21 protein-coding genes and 1 pseudogene are annotated in these 21,826 nt (G+C 70.5%); 14 read left to right on the top strand and 8 right to left on the bottom strand.

Annotated features, from left to right (window positions below):
* The first annotated feature begins 64 nt into the window (after positions 1-64).
* Positions 65-1,048 carry a thiamine-phosphate kinase gene (gene thiL / locus QM641_RS06520; RefSeq protein ID WP_415114666.1) on the top strand — a complete coding sequence of 328 codons (984 nt, stop codon included), beginning with the start codon at positions 65-67 and terminating at the stop codon, positions 1,046-1,048.
* Positions 1,049-1,053: 5 nt separating this feature from the next.
* Here the strand turns inward: thiL and rsmD are convergent, their stop codons facing one another.
* Complete coding sequence (gene rsmD / locus QM641_RS06515; protein WP_415114664.1) at positions 1,054-1,611, bottom strand: 16S rRNA (guanine(966)-N(2))-methyltransferase RsmD; 558 nt, start codon at positions 1,609-1,611, stop codon at positions 1,054-1,056.
* Between the two features lie 45 nt (positions 1,612-1,656).
* Here rsmD and QM641_RS06510 point away from each other — a divergent pair, with 45 nt between their 5' ends.
* The 8 genes and pseudogenes from QM641_RS06510 to QM641_RS06475 form a co-directional block, all read left to right on the top strand.
* A complete protein-coding gene (locus QM641_RS06510; protein WP_415114662.1) occupies positions 1,657-3,807 on the top strand; it encodes an ATP-dependent DNA helicase RecG in 2,151 nt (716 codons plus the stop codon).
* 24 nt (positions 3,808-3,831) lie between these two features.
* The gene (gene coaD, locus QM641_RS06505) at positions 3,832-4,329 is read left to right on the top strand and encodes a pantetheine-phosphate adenylyltransferase (RefSeq protein ID WP_415114660.1); all 498 of its coding nucleotides are present in this window, start codon (positions 3,832-3,834) and stop codon (positions 4,327-4,329) included.
* A 57-nt stretch (positions 4,330-4,386) separates the two neighbouring features.
* Entirely contained in the window at positions 4,387-4,959 is a 573-nt protein-coding gene (locus QM641_RS06500) for a YceD family protein (RefSeq protein WP_415114668.1), read from the top strand.
* A 2-nt stretch (positions 4,960-4,961) separates the two neighbouring features.
* Positions 4,962-5,171, top strand: coding sequence for a 50S ribosomal protein L32 (gene rpmF, locus QM641_RS06495; protein ID WP_347344213.1), 210 nt, complete (start codon positions 4,962-4,964; stop codon positions 5,169-5,171).
* A gap of 20 nt (positions 5,172-5,191) precedes the next feature.
* Complete coding sequence (rnc, locus tag QM641_RS06490) at positions 5,192-5,884, top strand: ribonuclease III (RefSeq protein ID WP_415114657.1); 693 nt, start codon at positions 5,192-5,194, stop codon at positions 5,882-5,884.
* On the top strand, positions 5,877-6,818 hold the full coding sequence (gene mutM / locus QM641_RS06485; RefSeq protein ID WP_415114655.1) for a bifunctional DNA-formamidopyrimidine glycosylase/DNA-(apurinic or apyrimidinic site) lyase: 942 nt from the start codon (positions 5,877-5,879) through the stop codon (positions 6,816-6,818). The genes rnc and mutM overlap by 8 nt, the downstream gene beginning before the upstream one ends.
* 180 nt (positions 6,819-6,998) lie before the next feature.
* Positions 6,999-8,465: an ATP-binding protein gene (locus tag QM641_RS06480; RefSeq protein WP_415114653.1), complete on the top strand. Its 1,467-nt coding sequence runs from the start codon at positions 6,999-7,001 to the stop codon at positions 8,463-8,465.
* A gap of 77 nt (positions 8,466-8,542) precedes the next feature.
* Positions 8,543-8,707, top strand: a pseudogene (locus tag QM641_RS06475) (zinc finger domain-containing protein); the annotation flags it as partial.
* Here the strand turns inward: QM641_RS06475 and QM641_RS06470 are convergent.
* On the bottom strand, positions 8,691-9,599 hold the full coding sequence (locus QM641_RS06470) for an SDR family NAD(P)-dependent oxidoreductase (RefSeq protein WP_415114651.1): 909 nt from the start codon (positions 9,597-9,599) through the stop codon (positions 8,691-8,693). The pseudogene QM641_RS06475 and the gene QM641_RS06470 sit on opposite strands and share 17 nt — an antisense overlap.
* 124 nt (positions 9,600-9,723) lie before the next feature.
* Positions 9,724-9,963 (bottom strand): hypothetical protein, encoded by a 240-nt coding sequence (locus QM641_RS06465; protein WP_415114649.1) that lies wholly within the window; start codon positions 9,961-9,963, stop codon positions 9,724-9,726.
* A 34-nt stretch (positions 9,964-9,997) separates the two neighbouring features.
* Between QM641_RS06465 and QM641_RS06460 the strand changes: the two genes are divergently transcribed.
* Both QM641_RS06460 and QM641_RS06455 read left to right on the top strand, forming a co-directional pair.
* Positions 9,998-11,254 carry a GNAT family N-acetyltransferase gene (locus QM641_RS06460; RefSeq protein ID WP_415114647.1) on the top strand — a complete coding sequence of 419 codons (1,257 nt, stop codon included), beginning with the start codon at positions 9,998-10,000 and terminating at the stop codon, positions 11,252-11,254.
* Between the two features lie 216 nt (positions 11,255-11,470).
* On the top strand, positions 11,471-12,790 hold the full coding sequence (locus QM641_RS06455) for a DUF222 domain-containing protein (RefSeq protein WP_415114645.1): 1,320 nt from the start codon (positions 11,471-11,473) through the stop codon (positions 12,788-12,790).
* A gap of 27 nt (positions 12,791-12,817) precedes the next feature.
* Here QM641_RS06455 and QM641_RS06450 read toward each other — a convergent pair whose 3' ends face one another.
* The 3 genes from QM641_RS06450 to QM641_RS06440 are packed head-to-tail and all read right to left on the bottom strand — an operon-like array spanning position 12,818 to position 15,512.
* Complete coding sequence (locus QM641_RS06450) at positions 12,818-13,825, bottom strand: GNAT family N-acetyltransferase (RefSeq protein WP_415114643.1); 1,008 nt, start codon at positions 13,823-13,825, stop codon at positions 12,818-12,820.
* Positions 13,822-14,409 carry a GNAT family N-acetyltransferase gene (locus tag QM641_RS06445; protein WP_415114641.1) on the bottom strand — a complete coding sequence of 196 codons (588 nt, stop codon included), beginning with the start codon at positions 14,407-14,409 and terminating at the stop codon, positions 13,822-13,824. Before QM641_RS06445 ends, QM641_RS06450 begins: the two co-directional genes overlap by 4 nt.
* Complete coding sequence (locus QM641_RS06440) at positions 14,406-15,512, bottom strand: GNAT family N-acetyltransferase (protein WP_415114639.1); 1,107 nt, start codon at positions 15,510-15,512, stop codon at positions 14,406-14,408. The genes QM641_RS06445 and QM641_RS06440 overlap by 4 nt, the downstream gene beginning before the upstream one ends.
* Positions 15,513-15,975: 463 nt before the next feature.
* Here QM641_RS06440 and smc point away from each other — a divergent pair, with 463 nt between their 5' ends.
* Positions 15,976-19,467, top strand: coding sequence for a chromosome segregation protein SMC (gene smc / locus QM641_RS06435; RefSeq protein ID WP_415114637.1), 3,492 nt, complete (start codon positions 15,976-15,978; stop codon positions 19,465-19,467).
* Between the two features lie 20 nt (positions 19,468-19,487).
* Here smc and QM641_RS06430 read toward each other — a convergent pair whose 3' ends face one another.
* On the bottom strand, positions 19,488-19,994 hold the full coding sequence (locus QM641_RS06430; RefSeq protein WP_415114635.1) for a hypothetical protein: 507 nt from the start codon (positions 19,992-19,994) through the stop codon (positions 19,488-19,490).
* Between the two features lie 4 nt (positions 19,995-19,998).
* Positions 19,999-20,328 (bottom strand): helix-turn-helix transcriptional regulator, encoded by a 330-nt coding sequence (locus tag QM641_RS06425; RefSeq protein ID WP_415114633.1) that lies wholly within the window; start codon positions 20,326-20,328, stop codon positions 19,999-20,001.
* Between the two features lie 68 nt (positions 20,329-20,396).
* Here QM641_RS06425 and ftsY point away from each other — a divergent pair, with 68 nt between their 5' ends.
* A complete protein-coding gene (gene ftsY, locus QM641_RS06420) occupies positions 20,397-21,269 on the top strand; it encodes a signal recognition particle-docking protein FtsY (RefSeq protein WP_415114631.1) in 873 nt (290 codons plus the stop codon).
* A gap of 55 nt (positions 21,270-21,324) precedes the next feature.
* Positions 21,325-21,825 (top strand): DUF2004 domain-containing protein, encoded by a 501-nt coding sequence (locus QM641_RS06415; protein ID WP_415114629.1) that lies wholly within the window; start codon positions 21,325-21,327, stop codon positions 21,823-21,825.
* Position 21,826: the final 1 nt, after the last annotated feature.

Raw genomic sequence — 21,826 nt, 5'->3', positions numbered from 1 at the left:
CGCGCGGGCGCGGCCGGGCGGGGGCGAGCGGGGGCGGGGCCGCCGCGCCGGGTAGCGTGGGGGCGTGCACGAGGCGACGGTGGGGGAGCTCAGCGAGGGCGAGATCCTCGGCCGGATCCTCGCGGTGCTGGCCGGGTCCTCGCAGGCCGTCGTCGGGCCCGGCGACGACGCCGCCGTGCTCGCGGTCCCGGGCGGCCGCGTCGTGGTGACGACGGACACGCTCGTGCACGGCCCCGACTTCCGCCTCGCCTGGTCGAGCGGTCGTGACCTGGGATTCAAGGCCGCTGCGGTCAATCTCGCCGACATCGCCGGCATGGGGGCGCGGCCCATCGCGCTGCTCGTCGCGCTCGCGATGCCCGCGCACACGGACATCCGGTTCGTCGAGGAGCTCGCCGCCGGCCTGCGCGAAGCCTGCGACACCCTGGCACCCGGATGCGCCGTCGAGGGGGGCGACCTCACGATCTCCGAGACGCTCACGATCGCCGTGACGGCCATTGGAGTGCTCGACGGCGCCGAGCCGGTGCTCCGCTCCGGCGCCCGTCCGGGAGACGTCGTCGCCGTCGCCGGTGAGCTGGGCCTCGCCGCGCGCGGGCTCGCGGTGCTGTTCGACCGCTTCCGCGACGCCTCGGGTGAGCCGGTCGCCGTGGACGAAGGCATCCTCTCGACGGAGGAGCACCGGGCGCTCCGGGCGCAGCGGCGACCCGCGCCCCCGATCCGGCTGGGCGCGGTGGCGGCGGATGCCGGGGCGCACGCCCTCATGGACGTCTCGGACGGCCTCGCGCTCGACGCGCGGCGCATGGCGACGGCATCCGGCGTGACGATCGACCTCGACGCGTCCCTGCTCGGCGACGATCCGGCGCCGGCGCTGGAGGGCGGCGAGGATCACGCCCTGCTCGCGATCTTCCCGGACGGGCCGCTGCCGGATGGTTTCCGCGCGATCGGCCGGGTCGTGCCGCGCAGCGCGGTCCCCGTGACGGTCGACGGCGCGCCGTACGAACGCGCCGGCGGCTGGGATCCCTACCGCGACTGGGATCACCGCACCGGCTGAGCGGGTCAGGCCCGCGCGACCCACCAGAGCATCGTGTCTCCGTAGCGCTTCGAACGGGTGAGGGCGAGCCCGTCGGGCAGGATCGGCTGCGGGGAGCGGGCGGCGCGCTCGATCACGACCACGGCATCCGCCGCCAGTGCGGGCACGAGAACCTCCAGGGTCGCGGCGAGCTCCGAATCGCCGAGGTCGTAGGGCGGGTCGAGGAAGACGAGGTCGTACGGTCCGGGCTCCCGGCGCAGGAACGCGTCGGCGCCGGTGCGGCGGACGTGCACGCGGGCACCCGGCACCGCGCGAGCGACGTTCCTGGCGTTGCGCTCTGCGACGGATGCCGCGACCGGCGCCTTCTCGACGAGCTCGGCCGACGCGGCGCCACGGCTCACCGCCTCAAGCCCCAGCGCGCCGGAGCCTGCGTAGAGGTCGAGGACGGCGGCATCCCGCACCAGGCCCGCGGCCTCCAGCGCGCCGAACAGCGACTCGCGCACCCGGTCGCTCGTGGGCCTCGTGCCGGAACCGGGCACCGCGAGGGCGAGCGAGCGGGCCCGGCCTGCGATGATGCGCGTCACACGCTCACGATATCCGTGTCGTACCGCTTGCCTAGACTCGGAGCCATGTCCGTCACGCTGTCCTCGCGCCTGGACGGCGTCGTGGGCGGCAAGACCGCGGGCACCCTGTCGCGCGCCTTCGGCATGAGCACCGTCGGCGACCTCATGGCGCACTATCCGCGTCGCTACGCGCTGCGGGGCGAGCTGACCCCGATCTCGTCGCTTCCGGTGGGGGAGACCGTCACGATCGTCGCCGAGGTGCGTGCGGTGAACGCCCGGCACATGCGGCAGCGCAAGGGCTCGATCCTCGAGGTCGTGATCGGCGACGGAGACGGCACGGTCTCGCTCACCTTCTTCAACCAGGCCTGGCGCCAGAACGAGCTCCGCGTCGGCAGGCAGGGCATCTTCTCCGGCAAGGTCGGCGAGTTCAAGGGACACCGCCAGTTCGCCCACCCCGACTACGAGCTGTTCGACGACGAGGACGAGGCGCGGGTGAGCGCGCAGGCACGCCAGCACCTGCCTATCCCGATCTACCCCGCCACCAGCACCGTGACCAGCTGGCAGGTCAAGCGCGTCGTCGACCACGTGCGCGAGGTGCTGGGCCCCGTGCCCGATCCGCTCCCCGAGGAGTTCCGCCGCCGGCACGGCCTGCTCGATGCCCGCACCGCGCTTGACCGCATCCACGCGCCCGATCTCATCGAGCACGTCGAGCCGGCCCGTCAGACCCTCCGCATGCACGAGGCGTTCGTACTGCAGGTCGCGCTGCTGCAGCAGCGCCAGTTCGTCCGCGCCCTCTCGGCGACATCCCGCCACCCCGGGCCGCTGCTGGCGCGCTTCGACGCCGAGCTGCCGTTCGAGCGCACGCCCGACCAGGTCGCCGTGGGTGACGTGATCGCACAGGATCTTGCGGGCGCATGGCCCATGAACCGCCTGGTGCAGGGCGAGGTCGGCTCGGGGAAGACGCTCGTGGCGCTGCGCGCGATGCTGCAGGTGGCCGAATCGGGCGGTCAGTCCGCCCTCATTGCCCCCACCGAGGTGCTCGCCGCTCAGCACGTGCGCTCCATCGCGCGGATGCTCGGACCGGACCTCGCGCCCGAGCTCATGCCGACCCTGCTGACCGGACAGCTGCCGGCGGCGCAGCGGCGCAAGGCGGCGCTGCGCGCGGCATCCGGCCAGGCACGCATCGTCGTCGGCACGCATGCGCTGCTGAGCGAGTCGACCACGTTCGCCGATCTGGGGCTCGTGGTCGTCGACGAGCAGCACCGCTTCGGCGTCGAGCAGCGCGAGACGCTGCGGGCCAAGGGCACCTCGCCCCATGTGCTGGTCCTCACGGCCACCCCGATCCCGCGCACGGTGGCGATGACCGTGTTCGGCGACCTCGACGTGTCCACCATCCGCACCCTGCCGCCCGGGCGCCCGGGCATCTCGACGTTCGTCGCGCCGCTGGGCGAGCGACCGGCCTGGTTCGCGCGGGTGTGGGAGCGCGTGGCCGAGGAGGTCGCGCTCGGCCGGCAGGCGTTCGTCGTGTGCGCGGCCATCGACGCCGAGACCGCGGGGAGCGACGACGCCGATCCGGCCATCGCCGCTGCGGCCGAGGGCAGGACGCGGTGGGGCGTCGTGCAGGTGCAGGATCTCCTGTCGCGGCATCCGGCGTTCGCCTCGGTACGCGTGGAGACCCTGCACGGAAAGCTCCCGACCGAGCAGAAGGATGCCGTCATGCAGGCCTTCTCGCGCGGTGAGATCGACGTGCTCGCGGCCACCACCGTCGTCGAGGTCGGGGTCGACGTGCCGAACGCGTCGACCATGGTGATCCTCGAGGCCGACCGCTTCGGCGTCTCGCAGCTGCATCAGCTGCGCGGCAGGGTGGGCCGTGGCAGCGTGCCGGGGCTGTGCCTGCTGGTCACCGAGGCGCCGGCCGGAACGCCCGCCCGCGCGCGCGTCGAGGCCGTCGCCGGCACCGGCGACGGGTTCCGCCTCGCCGAGATCGACGTGGAGCTGCGCGGCGAGGGCGACGTGCTCGGCGACGCGCAATCCGGCGCGAGATCGTCGCTGCGGCTGCTGCGCGTGGTCGCCGACGCCGACCTCATCGCCCTCGCGCGGGCCGAGGCCGAGCGCGTGCTCGACGACGATCCCGCGCTGCTGCGCCATCCCGGCCTGGCCGAGGCGCTCGAGCGCCGGGTCGGTCAGCAGGAGCGTGCCGCCCTCGCGAAGAACTGAACGCGATCCGCGTAGGCTCGTGCCATGAACAACCGCATCGCGGTGGTCCCGGGCTCGTTCGATCCGCCGACCCTCGGCCACCTCGACGTCATCCGCCGCGCGGCCACGCTCTACGACACGCTGCATGTGCTCGTCGTGCACAATCCCGACAAGGAGGCGATGCTCCCGATCGCACGTCGGGTGAGCCTGCTGGAGCAGGCGATCGCCGAGGCGGGCATCGCCGGCGACGTCATCGTCGCCTCGTGGAGTGTCGGACTGCTGGTGGACTACGCGGCAGAGGTCGACGCGGGGGTGCTCGTCAAAGGCATCCGCTCGCAGGTCGACGTCGCCTACGAGACGCCGATGGCGATCGTGAACCGGCACCTCACGCACGTAGAGACGGTCTTCCTGCTGCCCGATCCGGCGCACGCGCTGGTCTCCAGCTCGCTCGTGCGACAGGTGGCCGCGCTCGGCGGCGACGTCACGCCGTTCGTGCCTCCCGCTGTCGCGCGCCTCCTCGACACCGGCACCGCCGACGGCTGAGTTCGGCGTCCGCACAGCGGCAGCCCGCTACCATGGACGACCGTGGTCAGGAAGCGCGTGAACGGTCCCTTCGTCCTGCCGGTGCACGATATCGTCCATCGCGCGGGCGAAATGAGGGAGTTCGCGTTCGAGACCCCGGCGCCGCAGAAGTGGGGCGAGGGTCTGGTCGCCGTCGCGGCGGGTGAGCCGGTCGACGTCGAGGTGCGGGTGGAGTCGGTGCACGAGGGCATCCTCGTCTCCGCCGACATCGCCACGCAGTACGAGGGCGTGTGCGGACGCTGCCTCGCCGACCTCGTCCGGCCGGTCGAAGTCGAGTTTCAGGAACTGTTCGGCTATCCTGGGGACGAAGCCCTCGACCTCCAGGTTCAAGACGACCACGTGGATCTTGAACCCCCGATTCGGGATGCGATCGTCTTGGCGCTTCCGTTCCAGCCGGTGTGTCAGCCGGATTGCCCCGGCCTCGACCCGGTCACGGGCGAAAAGCTGACGAGGGAGCCGGGGCACGAGCCCCGCGAATCCACCGATCCGCGCTGGGCCGAACTAGAGAAGGTCATCCGCGGTGACCAGGCACCCCGACCGGACGCCGAGAACACCGCCCTGAACATCACCCTGAACACAGAGAAGAGCTAGTCATGGCAGGCAACCCCCCGAAGCGCAAGGTCTCCCGCTCCAACACCCGCTCGCGTCGCGCGCAGTGGAAGGCGGAGGCTCCGGCGCTCGTGAAGTCGGTCGAGAACGGCAAGGTCGTCTACAGCCGCCCCCACCAGGCGAAGGTCGTGACCGATTCTCAGGGCACCGAGCTGTTCCTCGAGTACAAGGGCCGCAAGGTCGCAGACATCTGACCCGTGCGGCTGAGTTCGCCGTGACCGATCTCACGCTCACGCACGACGCGCTGGTCGAACAGCTCGGGGTGCGCATCGACCCCGAGCTGCTGCAGCTCGCGCTCACCCATCGCTCGTACGCGTACGAGCACGGCGGCATCGCCCACAACGAACGGCTGGAGTTCCTCGGCGACGCCATTCTCGGGCAGGCGGTGACCGTGCAGCTGTTCACCGAGCATCCCGAGCTCGACGAGGGGGCGCTGGCAAAACGTCGCGCGAGCCTCGTCTCGACCGTCGCGCTGGCCGAGGTCGCCCGCCGCATCGGCCTCGGTGCGCACGTGCTGCTGGGTCGCGGCGAGGACCAGACCGGTGGCCGTGACAAGGACTCGATCCTCGCGGATGCCATGGAGGCGGTCATCGGCGCCACCTATCTCGCCGCGGGCGGGAGGGAGGCGGCCGCCCTCGTGCGACGGCTGGTCCAGCCGCTCATGGACGATCCCGCTCGCGACGGCGCCGCGATCGACCCGAAGACGAGCCTTCAGGAGCTCGCCGCGCAGTTGGGCATGGAGCCGCCGGTCTACGTCGTCGACGTCACCGGCCCCGACCACAACCGCGCCTTCACCGCAACCGTGACGGTCGGCGACGTGACGCTGACCGGTGCAGGCTCGAGCAAGAAGCAGGCCCAGATGGCCGGGGCGCTGGCGGTGTGGCGCGAGCTGGCCTCGCGTGCCTGAGCTTCCCGAGGTCGAGGTCGTCCGCGCCGGACTCGCTCCTGCGCTCATCGGTGCTCTGGTCGCCGGCGTCACCGTGCTCGACCCCCGTGCGCTGACCCGTCACCCCGGCGACGTGGCCGATTTCGAGCACACGCTCACCGGGGTCACGATCCGTGCGGTGGCCCGGCGCGGCAAGTTCCTCTGGCTTCCGTTCGACGGTGCGCCCGGGCGCGCCGACGCGGTCATCGCGCACCTGGGTATGAGCGGACAGCTGCTGCTGCGCGCACCGGGTGCGCCGGCCGAGCGCCACGAGCGCGTACGGCTGGAGGTCGATCATCCCCGGCACGGCGAGCTGGCCGTCGTGTTCGCCGACCAGCGGACCTTCGGGTCGCTCGCCGTCGACGCGCTCGTCGCGACGGGCGACGGTGCGCCGGGCGGGTGGGGGACGGATGCCGCGACCACCCCGTCCCAGGTCGCCCACATCGCGCGCGACCCGCTCGACGCCGCATTCGACGACCGCGCGTTCGCTGCTGCGCTCAGGCGCTCCCGCTCCACGGTCAAGCGCGTGCTGCTGGATCAGACCGTGGTCAGCGGCATCGGCAACATCTACGCCGACGAGGCGCTGTGGTCGGCCCGCATCCATCCGGAGACGCCTGCTGCCGCGCTGTCCACTCGTGCGGCAGGGCGCCTCCTCACCGAGGTGCGGGCCGTGTTCGAGAAGGCCCTCGCCGAGGGAGGCACGAGCTTCGACGCGCAGTACGTGAACGTGAACGGTCAGGCGGGCTACTTCGCGCGTTCACTACGTTCATATTCTCGCGAGGGCGAGCCCTGCTACCGCTGCGGCACCCCCATCCGGCGCGAGCCCTTCATGAACCGCTCGAGCTACTTCTGCCCGAGGTGTCAGCGGAAACGCCAGTCGAGTGAGGAGAGCGGAGTCCGTTCCCAGCGCCGCTGATCCGTCGCGAGATTTATCCGAGAGGCTTCAGCCGGACGGATGCCCAGGTGGTGGACAGCGAGATATTGCCGTTGAGTGTCCAGCCGAACTGTTCGGCGCGCTTCCAGATGCTGTCGCGGGGATAACCTGTTTCAAAACAGCCTGTTTTAGATCAGGCTGTTTTGGTCTAGGGTTTGGCCCATGGCAGTGAAGACCTACCGTTGGGCGGCGCGGTCGCAGTTCCGTGACCGTACCAAGGCTTTGGCGACGCTGGAGCGGTGGTGGAACTCGCCATCGCCAGAGCCCGTCAGCCTCTACGGTCGACGGCGCGTGGGGAAGTCGTGGCTGTTCCGCAGCTTCGCACACGGCAAGCCGGCGGTCATCCTGGTCGCCGATCGGGTGGCGGCCGGACAGCAGCTCACTCATCTGGCGGGGCAGCTCGCCGATTCCCTCGGCGTTCGCCCCCAGCTCGACAGCGTCGCCGACTTGTTCACGGTGCTGTATGACATGGCGGGTCGCCGCAAGACCCTCGTAGTCATCGACGAGTTTCCCTACCTGCTGGGCACAACCGCAGCCGAGCAACAGCGCACCCTGTCCTCGATCCAGGCGGTCATGGAACGCAAGCGCGACGAGTCCAGGCTCAAGCTCGTGCTCACCGGTTCGACGATCTCCCAGATGGAGGACCTCCAGGCGGAGAAGAACCCGCTGCACGGGCGATTGACGCCGTTGCCGCTGTGGCCGATGACCTTCGCCGAGGCCACTACGATGCTTACGCACCTTGACACGCTCGACCAGATGACACGGTACGCGATCTCGGGCGGCATGCCGCGCTATCTCGATGCCTTCGCTGGGGACGACCTTGCTGAAACTCTCGCGCGTAACGTGGTCGACCCGCACAGCCAGCTCTTCAACGAGCCGCGGTCACTGCTCAACAGTGAACTGCGTGAACCGGCAGTCTACTTCTCCATCCTCGCCGAACTCGCTCACAAGCCCCAAGATGTCGCTGCGGTGGCGTCCTCGCTGCGCATGGAAGCCAAGGAACTGTCGAGGTACCTGACCACGCTGGAGTCACTGCGACTGATAGCACGACGCCATCCGGTCGGAGTCGCCGCTACCGCGAGAGGGGCGCAGTGGACGTGCATCGACCACTTTGTGCGATTCTGGTTCCGCTTCGTGCAGCCCTTCCAAAGCGAACTCGAAGCGGGTGCAGATCCCGCCGCCCACGTGACCCGCAACATCCTGCCCCACCTGGCTGATCACGCTGCGCTCCCTTTCGAGGAAACTGTCGTCTCCTGGGTTCGCCAGCGATCAGCCGGTGCCACCGCAGTCGGGGCTTGGTGGGGGTCCGCTCTGCACGGACTGCGTGCGGCCAAAGAACGATTCACCGAAGAGATAGACGCGGTCGCGCTCCACGGCCGAAGCGTATCGATCGCCGCGGAGGCGAAATGGACCACCAAACCACTCGACGCCGGAGTCCTCACCGATCTCCTCGACTACAAGCTGCCCGCGTTGAGCCAGGCGGGGTTCCACACTTCAACGACTGAGATACTCCTGATCTCCAGATCAGGCTTCACCACCGGCCTACGCAAGCTGGCCGACACCACTCCACGGGTCGTCCTGAAGCACGCCTCCGAAATCCTCGGCGACCTCAAGGATCGACAGGACTGACCAGTGCGTCGAGGCGCTGACATCCGTGAGTGGACCTACGGGGATCCGGATTTCAACGCATCCAACTCGTGAAGTAGGGCTGGTTCGCGCACTCGCTGAACGCCTACGGCCGCGCGGGCCTTGCGTGCCCGCGGTGCGGCCGCCCGATCGTGCGGGTCTCGTTCATGAACCGGTCCTCGCACTACTGCCCCAGATGTCAGCGTCAACCTGCGCGTTCGGTGTGCGCTACAGGTCGATCATGATGCCGGTCAGCGTGGCCGAGAGGTCCCAGAGGCGCTCGCCGACAGCGGGGTCGAGCATGGCAGGCAGCGGTGGCACCGGTCCCGGCGGGCCGGCAGAGCCTCGGTGCTTCAGCGGCCCGTAGTAGGCGGCGGCGTTCGGTGCGGTGGCGGCCAGGAGCACCGGCTGCGCCCCATCGGCGGGAGACTGGAGGGCGCCGGTCATGCGGCCGATCGCGGTCACGACAGCGGGCGGGCCTCCCGTGTCGAAGATGGCCGTCGCGCACCAGCCAGGGTGCGCGGCCACCGCGGTCACTCCGATCCGTGCACGCTCGGCCCGCCTTCGCAATTCGCTTGCGAACACGACGGTGGCGAGCTTGGAGTCGCAGTACGAGCGGTAGACCGATCCGGTGGGGGAGCCGAACCCGTGCTCGATGCGACCGCGGACAGCCATCGTGGAGCCGAGCGTCACGACGCGCGCTCCGTCGGTGTACCTCAGCGCCGGCCATAGGCCGGCGCTGAGAGCCCACGCGCCGAGGTAGTTGACGCCGACCTGAAGCTCGAATCCGTCCCGCGTGAGCGCCCCAGGATCGTCGCTGCCGACGCCGGCGTTGTTGATCAGCAGGTCTACCGGGCGCCGACCGATGCGATCCGCGGCATCCGCGATGCTGCGCAGCGAACCCAGGTCGACGAGCTCTACCCGGAGATCGGCGTCGGGGTGCTCGACCCGGATCCGTGTCGCTGCGTCCTCACCGCGCTGGCGGTCACGGACGGCGAGCACGACCTCGGCTCCGGCGCCGGCGAGCGCGGCGGCGGTCGCGAGACCGATGCCGCCGCTCGCGCCTGTCACCACCGCGCGCTGCCCGGCGAGGTCGGGCAGCGAGAGCGGCTTCAGCCGGTCGCGGACGGCACGCATCCTCATCGTCCGATTCCGCCCATGGTGCGCCCTCCTCTACGCACGAACGCTCTCGACACCATTCTGGGTCGTCCGAGCTGCGGCGCCACGATCACCGCCGTGCGGAATCCGGCATGGTGTGGTCTCACGCGTCAATGATGACGGTCACGACGTCCCGGATCCGGCCCCGCCGGTACAGCTCCGCCGTGTAGGGGCCGGTCGGGTCGAAGGGGCTGATGCGCACCGCCCTGCGCCCATCGGGGGAGCGTAGCGCGATCGCCCAGTCTCCGGTTCCGCAGGGCGTCCAGCCCGCCGCGGCGAAGACGCGTTCCGCATCGATGTGGTCGGCGTCCGCAGGCAGCGCGGGATGGTCCCTGCGCTCCATTCTGAGGGGAGGAGCCCACTGATACCCTCGGCGGGTGGCATCCCCGCGAATCGTGCGCATCGACGGCGACACCGTGGTGCGACCGGTCAAGCCCTGGACGGCGACCGTGCACTCGCTCCTCCGCCACCTCCACGATGCCGGCCTGCCCGTGCCGGAACCGTTCGGAATCGACGCCGGCTTCGAGCGCGTGCGCCTCGTCCGCGGCGCGGCCGGTCAGGATTGCTGGCCCCACCAGCTCGAGACCTCCTCGGTGGCTTCGGCGGGACGTCTTCTCCGCCGGCTCCATGACGCCACGCAGGACTGGATGCCGCCGGCAGACGCGGTGTGGGCTGTTCCTGTGGAGGCCCCCTCTGACGGCGTGATCTGCCACGGCGACTTCCAGCCCGCGAACCTCGCGTGGCGCGATGGCGTCGCGGTCGGCGCCTTCGACTGGGACGACGCGCGTCCGGCCCCGCGCATCAGCGACATCGCCTATGCGCTCGAGTACCTGACGCCGTTCGAGACCGATTCCGCGGAGCTTGCACGGCGTGGCTTCCGCGGTCGCCCTGCACGGCGTGAGCGCATCGAGGCGTTCTTGGACGGGTACGGCTGGGATCAGCCGTTCGACGTCGTCGAGGCCGTGGCCACGCGCCAGCAGCGAGCCATCGACGAGGTCGTCCTCCACGGTGAAGGAGGCCATGAACCCGCGGCGACATGGGTCGCGGCGGGGTGGCCGGAACGCTGGAAGGCCAAGCTCGAGGTCACCCGGTCACTCACGGACGAGGTACAGCCCGGCACCCTTTCGAGCGTCGAACTGCGTCCGCTCACTCACGCGGATGCCGAGGCTCACTGCGCCGGAGAGGATGAGCAGACCGTGCGCTGGCTCACCGGCGGCTACGGCACAGTGGAGGGAACACGCGCCTATTTCGATGTGCTGGCAGGGAATGCCGCGGCCGGCCGCGGCAAGCGCGGCTTCGGCCTCTGGCGCGATGGCCGTCTTGCGGGCTATGTCGACTTCGATCCCGACAACGCCGACGGGCTTCAGCCGGGGGACGTGAACATCTCCTACGCCGTCCATCCCTGGGCCCGCGGTTCGGGCGTGGCGTCCGAGGCCGTACTCGCGATCTGCCAGCGCCTGCGCGACGAGGACATCGGACGCCGGGTCGCGATCCGCGTCGAGCCGGAGAACGTCGCGTCGGTGCGCGTGGCCGAGAAATGCGGCTTCCGTCCCGCCGGTTCGTTCACGTCGTCCACCGACACGCACCCCGACGGGACGCCGGTCGTTCTGAGCCTCTACCTTCTCGACCTCTGAGGGATTCGAGTGAATCCCTTCGAAATCGTGCAGATCTCCGAACAAGTGAGGCGGGGCACGGCTGTACGGATGCTGATCCACGAACGATCGTCGAAGAAATATGCTATACTTGAGCGTAACGAAGTACTCGCGCACCGTGCCCAACTTGTGCGCAGCAGATGGCAGCCACCCCGTGTACGGGTGGCGCGAACCCCCGGGAGGGTTGCTGTGGGGCACGTGGACGAAGCGTCGTCCGAGGGCACGCTCTGGAGGGAGCTGGATGCTCTCGTCGAGAGCCTGCTGGCCGTACGCTACGAGGTCGCGGCGGCGCAGGCGCGGGAATCGGAGCTGCTGGCTGCCGCGGTCGGGCTGATCGAGCAGCGGACGGCGGAGCGCCGAGCCCGAGGCGTCGTGTTCGGGAACGATCTACCTGTCCGCGAGGTCTCGGCGGAGTTGGGGGCTGCGATGCGGGTTGCGGATCGCACCGTGCAACGCCGCATCGACGACGCCTACACGCTGGTCACCCGATTCCCCGCCACGTTCAGCGCGTGGCGCAGCGGGCGCATCGAGAAGGCGCATGCCGCCGCGATCGTGGACGAAGGCGCGTTCCTCGCCGACGATGCGGTGCGAGGAGAGTATGAGGCGCTCGTCGTCGCGGTCGCGGAGGTCGAGTCCGCCGGGAGGCTCCGGCCCATCGCTCGAGCGATCGCCGCGCGTCTTGATCCCGAGGGCGCGGCCGAGCAGCGCGACGATGCGCAGAAGGATCGCGGCACGAGGGTGTACGACCTGGGCGCCGGCCTGGGTCGACTGATCGCCGACCTGCCGTTGCATCTGGCGCACGCGATTCAAGACCGCCTCACGAGGCAGGCCGAACTCATCCACGACGCCATCACTGACGCATCCGCTGCGACCGCGGATCCGAGCGACACCGGCGCTCACGACGACACGGAAGGCCTCGCGGATGCGCGGACGCTGGATCAGCTCCGTGCCGACGTGCTCGCCGACGTTCTGCTCACCGGCTCGCCCACGGCGTACGCCGCCGACGAGAACCTGGCCGGACTGCACGCGATCCAAGGACACATCCGGGTCACGATCCCCGTCGAATGCCTCGCCGGCACGAGCGCCGAGCCGGCGATCGCCGATGGCATCGGTGCCGTCAGCCCGGGCCTCGCGCGAAGGCTCGCGGCGACCGCGCCGGGATGGGACCGCATCCTCACCGACCTGCCCTCTGGAGTACCCGTCGCGGTCGATCGTTACCGTCCATCCGCAGAGCTGCACCGATTCGTCGCCGCGCGCGACGAGCACTGCCGGTTCCCCGGATGCCGTCGGCCGGCGGAGAGGTGCGACGTGGATCACACGATCGACGCCGCCAAGGGCGGTCCGACGTCGGCGTGCAACCTCGGTGAATTCTGTCGCCGGCATCACACCCTGAAACATTCGACCCCGTGGACGGTGGAACAACTGCCCGGCGGGCGATTCCGATGGACCAGTCCCACAGGGCGCAGCTACACCGATCACCCTCCGGCCACCCTCCGATTCGTTCCCGAACGGACATAGCCAAACGGCTGCACACGTGACTCCGACTCAATCGAGGACCTTCTGCCAGACGCCCGACCACGAGGCGGGCTCGAAGCCGATCGCGTCGTTGATGGCGAGCATGTGCACGTTCTCTGCAGCGTTGCCGGTGGCGACCCGGGGCGATTCGGGTACCAGCTCGCGCCAGCGCAGCAGGTTCGCGCACTTCACGATCGTGCCCAGCCGGTGGCCGCGATGCTCCCTCAGCACGAGCGTGCCCCACTGCTGTGTCGTCGCGGTCCGGTCGGCGCCGACGCACAGCTCGTTGTAGGCGACGAGGCGGCCGGACGGGACGTGGCGGGCGGCCGCGATCGACACGAGCTGATCCGCCTCGGCGAAAGCGCGCTCACGGGTGCGCACACGTTCCGCATCCCAGATCTCCGCGGTCACGTTCAGGTCTCCGGAGGGCGCGTCGGTAGACATGCGCGCGATGACCGCGGCGAGGTCGTCTGCGAGCTCGTCCGGAGTGGGGATCGTCCAGCACACGACCTCGTAGTCCGATCCGGCCGTCCGCTGCGCCTCCCCGAGCAGTTCTTCGAGAGATGTCGCGGGCGCGGCGAGGTCGAGCACGCTCGTGCGCTCGCCGGTCTGCGGGACGAGCCGGTGCCCCGTCGAGCCGGGCCGGTGCATCGAGAAGGTGTGCAGCTCGGAGAACCCCGCGCCGCGCGCGGTGTCCTCCACCGCGTCCAGCAACGCGTCTTCGACTCCGAGGCCGCGTGCGACGGGGTGGACGAAGACGGCGAAGTCACCCGTCACGGCGGCGTCCTCGCGCGGCAGGGTGAGGCGCGCGGCGCCGAGCACGCGGTCTGCGAGAGACACCGTGAACCCGAGCTCCCGGGCGTCCGGCTGGTCGCGCCACCAGGGGAGATGCTCGGCCGCATCCTGATCCCACAGGTCGTGCCCGGCATCGTGAGGCCCGACGCGATTCTCCAACTCCCACAGCGCCCGGAACGGCCCGGCGTCGTCGTCGTCGAGCGACGCGGGAACGGTGATCGGCTCGACCTGCCACGCGTTCACGACAGCACCTCCTCCGGGAGCACGCATGCTCCTCGGTCGTCACGCAGCAGACCGTAGATCGCGCTGTCGTGGAACGCGCCGTCGTCCTCCCAGGAGCACGCACGCCGCGTCCCTTCGTGCACGAAGCCGACGCGCCGGACGAGCCGGATCGACGGATGGTTGTCGGCGATGATGAGCGCCTCGATGCGGTTCAGGTCCATGGTCGTGAACGCACAGTCCACGATCGCCCGGACCGCTTCGGTCGCGAGCCCGCGGCCCCAGTGATCGCGGTGCACGTCGTAGCCGAGCTCCGCGCGGCGGTGATGTCGATCCCAGGAGCCGAGTCCGAACAGGCCGATGACGCGGTCGTCGTCGTGCAACGCCAGCGCCCAGTGCACACCCTCGCCGGCCTGGAACTCCGCTCGAAGGCGGTCGATCAGGGTCACGGCGTCCGCGACCTCGCGCAGCGGCTCGTCGTTGTACCGCTGTGCCTCGACATCGCTGCGGAAGACGAACAGATCCGCAGCATCAGCGGGACGGAGCTCTCGCAGCACCGTCCGCGGCCCGCGCAGCACGGGGAACACCGACAGCACCTCCCCGGTCACGATTCCGGCTCCGGCTCCGGCTTCGGGTCGCTCGCGAGCTCCTTCTGCCACGCGGCGGCGTAGGCCACCGCGACGAAACCGACGGCCTCGTTGACGTCGAGCATGGGCCGGTTCTCCTCCGCGTTGAACGTCGTGATGAACGGCGACTCGGGCACAAGCTCGTGCCACCGCAGGATGTTCGCGCACTTGACGATCATGCCCAGCCGGTGTCCGCGATGCTCCGGCAGCACGAGGGTTCCCCACTGGTGCGTCGGGCGGGTGCGGTCGGTGCCGATCACCAGCTCGCTGAAGGCGACGAGCTCTCCCGTGGGAATGTGCTCGACGCCCGCGACCGACATGGTTTGACCGCCCGCGTGAAACGTCGCCTCTCGCCGATCGATCCGTGCGGCATCCCACTGTTCGATCGGCCAGTCGATGTCGCCGGCCGGCGGGTCCGTCGACATGCGTGCCTGCATGCGGGCGTAGTCGTCCTTGTAGCGCTCCGGCGTGGGGATCGTCCAGGTGACGACCCGGTAATCCGCGCCGGCCTTCTGCAGGGCACGATCGAGCCGCTCTCGCACGCCGTCCAGCGGCGCGGTGAGGTCGAGATTGCTGTTGCGCTCGACCTGGCCGAGCACCATGCCGTGAGCCCGATAGAACCGTGCCTTCTCGTCCAGCGGCACCGAACCGAGGCCCGCCGGCGAGACCAGGCGCGGGACGTCCTGGTCGACGCGATGCACGGTGTACGCCTGCAGCACGCGTCGGCCGTGGGCGCGGGCCTGCCGCTCCGCCTCGCCGAGCAGCAGCTCGCCGACGCGATCGTCGCCGGTAACAGGATGCACGGCCAGCTCGAACTCGGCGCTCACCGTCCCGGCATCCTGCGGGACGCGGAGGATGATCGCGCCGACCGCTTCGCCGTCGCGGCGGGCGAGGAGGCCCGAGAGTCGGCAGTCCCTCTGGTCGTGCCAGTTCGCCAGCTCGATGCGGGGATCGTCGTCGAGATGGTCGCTGCCGAGATCATGGCGACAGGCGACGTTGATCCGGTCGATCAGGGTCAGGAAGTCGGCGGCGTCCGGTTCATCGAGCGATGCCGGGACGACGACGGGGGTGAGGGAGAGGGTCATGAGGTTTCCGTTCGGGAGGTTCGACGGGTCGCGTCGAGGGGTGAGAGTGTGTGAGGGGCGGCGCTCGACCGGCGATGGCGGTCCTCTGCGCGGCAGGTGCGGACGTGCCGAATTGTCGCGGATGCGGCGAACGGATGCCGCCGGGTCGAACGAGGCGCAACGCCCGGAAACGGGCAGACTCGTCCCCTGCGGCGGCTCAGCCGGCGGTGTGCGTGCGACCGTTCTGGTGGATCCCGAAGGAGTCGGTCGCGGCGATGCCGCCGGCTGCGACAACGGGTGCGATGGCAGATGTCACAGCAGACCTCCTCTCGACCTCGGGTGCGGCTCACGCTAGCCCCGTCGGTACCCGACGTCAAGGGGGCGACCCGTGGCCGGGTTTGGGCACCGACGGCTCGTCGCCGCGGAGCGCCCGATGCCATCCGATACCGTGGGCCGGAACGCCCAGCCTGCGGAGGACCACGGAATGCACCTGAAGAGCGTGACGCTCAAGGGCTTCAAGTCGTTCGCCCAGCCCACGGCGTTCGCCTTCGAGCCCGGTGTCACCTGCATCGTCGGCCCCAACGGCTCGGGCAAGTCCAACGTCGTCGACGCGCTCGCCTGGGTGATGGGGGAGCAGGGGGCCAAGACCCTCCGCGGCGGCAAGATGGAGGACGTCATCTTCGCCGGCACCGCCACGCGCGGTCCGCTCGGCCGCGCCGAGGTGCAGCTCACGATCGACAACGCCGACGGCGCCCTCCCGATCGAGTACGCCGAGGTCTCGATCAGCCGCACGCTGTTCCGCAACGGCGCCAGCGAGTACGCCATCAACGGCGAGACCTGCCGCCTGCTCGACGTGCAGGAGCTGCTGAGCGACTCGGGCCTCGGGCGAGAGATGCACGTGATCGTCGGCCAGGGCCGGCTCGACAGCGTGCTGCAGGCGAGTCCCGAGGACCGGCGCGGGTTCATCGAGGAGGCCGCCGGCATCTTGAAGCACCGCCGGCGCAAGGAGAAGACCCTCCGCAAGCTCGAGGCGATGGAGGCCAACCTCACGCGGCTCTCCGACCTCGCCGGCGAGCTCCGTCGCCAGCTCAAGCCCCTCGGGCGGCAGGCCGAGCTCGCCCGTGAGGCCGCGACCATCGCCGCCGTCGTGCGCGACGCGAAGGCGCGCCTGTTCGCCGACGAGCTGGTCGCCCTCCGCGCCCGGCTCGACGACCACGCCCGCACCGAGCAGGAGCGTCACTCCGAGCGCATCGTGCTGCAGGACCGTGCCGAGCAGCTGGGGCTACGGATCCGCACGCTCGAGGCGCAGCAGCGCTCCGAGGCCGTCGACCGCGCTCGCGCCGTCGCCTTCGAGCTGCAGCAGGTGCAGGAGCGGCTGCGCGGCCTCTACACGCTCGCCGGGCAGCGCCTCGCCCTGCTGGAGGACGACGGCTCGGCGCCGCACGACGCGGTCACGGTCGGGCAGACCGCGATCGACGATGCCCGCGCCGAGGTCGAGGACCTGGCTGCGGGCCTGGGTGCTGCGCAGGATGCCGCGGCCGCCGCGGGCCGGGATGTCATCCGCGCCCGTGCGGAGCTCGACGCCCTCGATGCCGAGATCGCCGCCCAGAGCGCGCTCGTCTCCGAGCACGACATGCGCCTGTCGTCGCTGCGCGGCACGGCCGAGGCCGCGCACTCCCGCCTCGACGCCCTCCGGGCCGCGGTGGACCGCCAGCAGCGCGCGCTGGATGCCGCGCTCGCCCGTCGCGCCGAGGCCGAGACCGAACTCGCCGGGGTGGACGCCGATGCCGCCCCGCAGGGAACGTCCACCGAGCACGCGATCGAGTACGAGCGTGCGCAGCAGGCCGCGCACGTCGCCGAGGCGCACGTGAGTGCGCTGCGCGACCGACTGCACGCCGCCGAGCGCGAGGTCGAGTCCCTCACGGCGCAGTCCGCGGCCCTCGGCCGCGCTCTCGACGTGCGCAACGCGGCGGCGGAACTGATCTCGCGCGGCGGTGGCGGCATCCGGGGTCTCGTCGGTGACGCGGTGAAGGTCGCACCCGGCTACGAGGCCGCGATCGCCGCCGTGCTGGGCGCGCTGGCCGAGGGCGTGCTGGTCGACTCGGTCGACCATGCCGTGGCCCTCACCCGCCTGGTCGCAGACGGCGACCTCGGCGCGGTGGACATCGCGATCGCGGATGCCGCGGGCACGGCCGCCCCGCTGGTCGCACTTGCGGGCGTCACCGCCGCGCGGGACGTGGTCGACGCCCCAGACGGGGTGCTCGCCGTGCTGGCCGACGCAGGGATCGCCGACGACCTCGACACCGCACTCGCGGCCCAGGCCGGGCCCGGCGGATATCGACTGATCGCCACGCGCGCCGGAGAGCTCGTTACGGCCTCGACGGTGCGCGCCGGCGCCGGCGCCGGGCGCTCGCGGCTGGAGCTCCTCGCGGAACGGGATGCCGCGACCGCGCGCCTCGCGGAGGTCACCGCCGACGCCCACGCGCTGACCGCAGCGCTCGACGAGGCGAAGTCCGCGTGGACCGAGGCTCGCCAGGCCACGACGCGGGCACTGGAGGAGCTGCGCGCCCACGACGCTGCGCTCGCCGCCCACGCCGAGCAGCTCAATCGCGCCACCGTGCGGCACGAGGCGGCCGTCGCCGAGTGCGAGCGGCTCGCCTCCGGCCTTCGGCAGGCGCAGGCGGCCGTCGCGGATGCCGAACGCGCGGCATCCGTCGCCGACGAGGCGCTCACGACAGCCCAGGAGGTGCCGCGGCCGATCCTGGACGCGTCGTCCCGTGAGGGCATCGTGAGCCTGCTCGACGGTGCACGCGAAGCCGAGCTGCGGACGCGACTGGACGTCGAGACGCTCAGGGAACGGGTGCGCGCCGGTCGGGAACGCGTCGCGCAGCTGGAGGCTCAGCGCGCCCGCGAGCGCGCGGCGGCGGAGGAGGCGGCGCGGCGCGCGGTCATCCGGCGCGCACAGCGCGAGGTGGCGGCCGACGTCGCCGGCCGGCTCCCGCCGCTCCTGGACTCGGTCGACCGTTCCGTCAGCAGCGCCCGGGTCGAGCTGAGTCTTGCGGAGCAGGAGCGCACGGCGGTCACCGCCGAGCTGGCCGGGCTCCGGGCGCAGGAGACCGACACGCGCGACCGGCTCGCGCGGCTGACCGAGAGCGTGCACGGACTCGAGCTGCAGATGCACGAGGAGCGGCTGCACGTGACGACGCTGCTGGAGCGCGTGGCATCCGAACTCAGCCTCGACGAGCACATTCTGATTTCGGAATACGGCCCGGATCAGGAGGTCCTCGACGCCGACGGCGAGCCGGTGCGGTTCGAGCGCGCCGCGCAGGAGCGCCGCCTGCAGGAGGCGGAACGATCGCTGACCCGACTCGGGCGGATCAACCCGCTCGCGCTCGAGGAGTTCGCGGCCCTCGAACAGCGCCACGCCTTCCTCACCGAGCAGCTCGCCGACCTCGTGCAGACGCGCAAGGATCTGCTCTCGATCATCGAGGAGCTCGACGAGCGCATGAAGGAGATCTTCCTCGCCGCCTTCGAGGACACCCGCACCGCGTTCGCCGAGGTGTTCCCGGTGCTGTTCCCCGGCGGCACCGGCAGCATCGCCTTCACGCATCCCGACGAGCCCCTGACGACCGGCATCGACGTGTTCGTGCGCCCCGCGGGGAAGAAGATCGAGCGCCTCTCCCTGCTCTCCGGCGGCGAGCGGTCGCTCGCGGCCGTGGCACTGCTGACCGCGATCTTCAAGGCGCGGCCGAGCCCGTTCTACATCCTCGACGAGGTCGAAGCGGCCCTCGACGATGCCAACCTCGGGCGCCTCCTCGGCGTGTTCGAGCAGTTGCGGGAGTCGAGCCAGCTCATCGTCATCACGCACCAGAAGCGCACGATGGAGATCGCCGACGCGCTCTACGGCGTGTCGATGCGCCAGGACGGCGTCTCCGCCGTCGTCGGCCAGCGCGTCCGCGAGCACGCCGCGGTCTGACCCGCGGTCCGAGCAGGCGGCTACGCGCGATTCTTGGCGTGCCGGTACGCGAGGATCTCGCGGAGGGTCGGCAGCACGCGCTGGTCCTTGGGGCGGTTGGCCGCCTGCTTCGAACGGATGATGTCCGCGAGGGATGCCACCTGGATCGTGACGCCGTGGATCGTCGCATCCGTCGCGTCTGCCGCCAGATCGTCGTATCCGGTCGTGCCGTTGGGCACGAACGAGATGTCCAGGTCGCCGTGCGGCGTCGTGAGATTCCATACCCGCACACCGGCGAGCGATGCAGCGTTGTGATTGAAGGGAAGCCCCTCCGGATCGCTCTGCGTCCGGATTCGAGCATCGAGCTCTGTCAGCGCTGCCGACAGCCGTTCGAGATTCGCCGCAGACTGGTCGGGGGTGATGTCCACATCGTTCGTGAGGAACGGGGCATGCTGCAGAAAGGCGGCGTAGCCGCCGATCACGACGAACCGCACGCGGTGAGCAGCGAGCACTTTCAGGATGGGAAGCGGATCGAAGGCGTCGTCCATGATGTCAGGCTACGGCGCGGTCGAAATCTCGGCGCAGACCATCCACAGTGCGCTTCCAGGCCACAAGTTGATCGTGTCGTTGAGCCGGCGTCAGCGCGAAATTGCGCCGCGCCTGAGCCCAGTCCGAGTCGTCGCGCTCCACGAGCATGAGGTCGAGGTCGAGGTCCATGAGCCGCAGGTAGCGGATGACGTCGTCGAAGCTCGGCGCCGTCTTCGCCGCCTCCAGTCGCGCGATCGCCGACTGCGTGGTGCCGGCGAGCTCGGCCAGCTGCGCCTGCGTGAGGCCCCGGCGCTTGCGCGCCTCACGGATCAGATCGTTCCCGATACCCTTCATGCGCCCAGTATAGCAGGAATGATATATAGCGGATACGCGCTGAATCGGCGAGCCCGTAGGCTTGAGGCATGGCGGAAAGCTCTTGGTCGCTCGGTCGCGCGCTGCGCGGAATGTTCGTCAAGCCCACGATCGACGAGACCACGTGGGACGACCTGGAGACGGCTCTCCTGACCGCCGACTTCGGCCCGGACATCACCGAGCGCATCGTCGACGAGCTGCGCGAGAAGGTCGACCGCTATCGCACGACCGATCCGCGCGACCTGCAGCGCATGCTCAAGGAGACCCTGGAGGAGCACTTCGCCAAGTTCGACACGACGCTGCGACTCACCGAGCGCCCCGCGGTCGTGCTCGTGGTCGGGGTCAACGGCGTCGGCAAGACGACGACCATCGGCAAATTCGCCAAGTTCCTGCAGCGCTACGGGCGCTCCGTGGTCGTGGGCGCCGCGGACACGTTCCGTGCCGCCGCGGTCGACCAGCTCGCGACATGGGCCGAGCGCGGCGGAGCGGCGATCGTGCGTCCCCAGCAGGAGGGACAGGACCCGGCATCCGTCGCCTTCCAGACGATCGACTACGCCAAGCGCACCGGCACCGAGATCGTGCTCGTCGACACCGCGGGGCGCCTGCACACCAAGGGCGGGCTCATGGACGAGCTGACCAAGATCCGCCGCGTGATCGAGAAGCAGGCGCCCATCAGCGAGGTGCTGCTGGTGCTGGATGCCACGACCGGGCAGAACGGCGTGATGCAGGCCGAGGCGTTCCTCCAGCACGCCGGCGTCACCGGGCTCGTCATCACCAAGCTCGACGGCTCGGCCAAGGGCGGGTTCGTCCTGGCGGTGCAGGAGCGCACCGGCATCCCGGTGAAGCTCCTCGGACAGGGCGAGGGCATCGGCGATCTGACCGGCTTCACACCGCACGTGTTCGCCGCGGCGCTCGTGGACTGATCGCGACACGCGGGAGAGGGTCGCGTACCGGCGGCGCTGCTGGTTTCATGGGGACATGGCGATCGAGCACGACTTCTTCGGACTCCTCGACACCGGCCCGGACGGATCCATCTTCTGGTCCGAGAACGTCGAGCTCGGCGACCAGGTCGTCACCGTCGACCTCACCGCTCCCGATCAGGACGACGTCTCCACCGCAGCCCTCGACCTCGCCGCCGGGCTGATCACCTCGCTGGAGGCGGTCGACGTGCGCGCGCGCGGCGCGATGGTCTCCGAGCTCGACGACCGCACCAGCGAGGTCATCGAGTTCATCCTGCAGCAGCAGGACTCGCTGGGCTCCGACCTGGAGGACCTGCTGGTCGATGTCTCCGGCGACCTGCAGATCGACGTGATCCGCGCACTGCAGCTGGTGAGCCTGACGATCCTCGCCGACGAGCACGGCGGAGACGACCCGTTCGCGGTGTTGGAGTACGCGCTCGACCCGGATGCCACCGACGAGGTGCTGCTGGTCAACCTCGGCTCCGATGGCGAGGTCATGTCGGTGACCAGCGCCGAATAGC

It is taken from the genome of Microbacterium sp. (genome assembly GCF_047605725.1).
Classification (GTDB): domain Bacteria; phylum Actinomycetota; class Actinomycetes; order Actinomycetales; family Microbacteriaceae; genus Microbacterium.
Note: the sequence above shows the minus strand (reverse complement) of the source record. Positions and strands in the feature narration are given on the sequence as shown.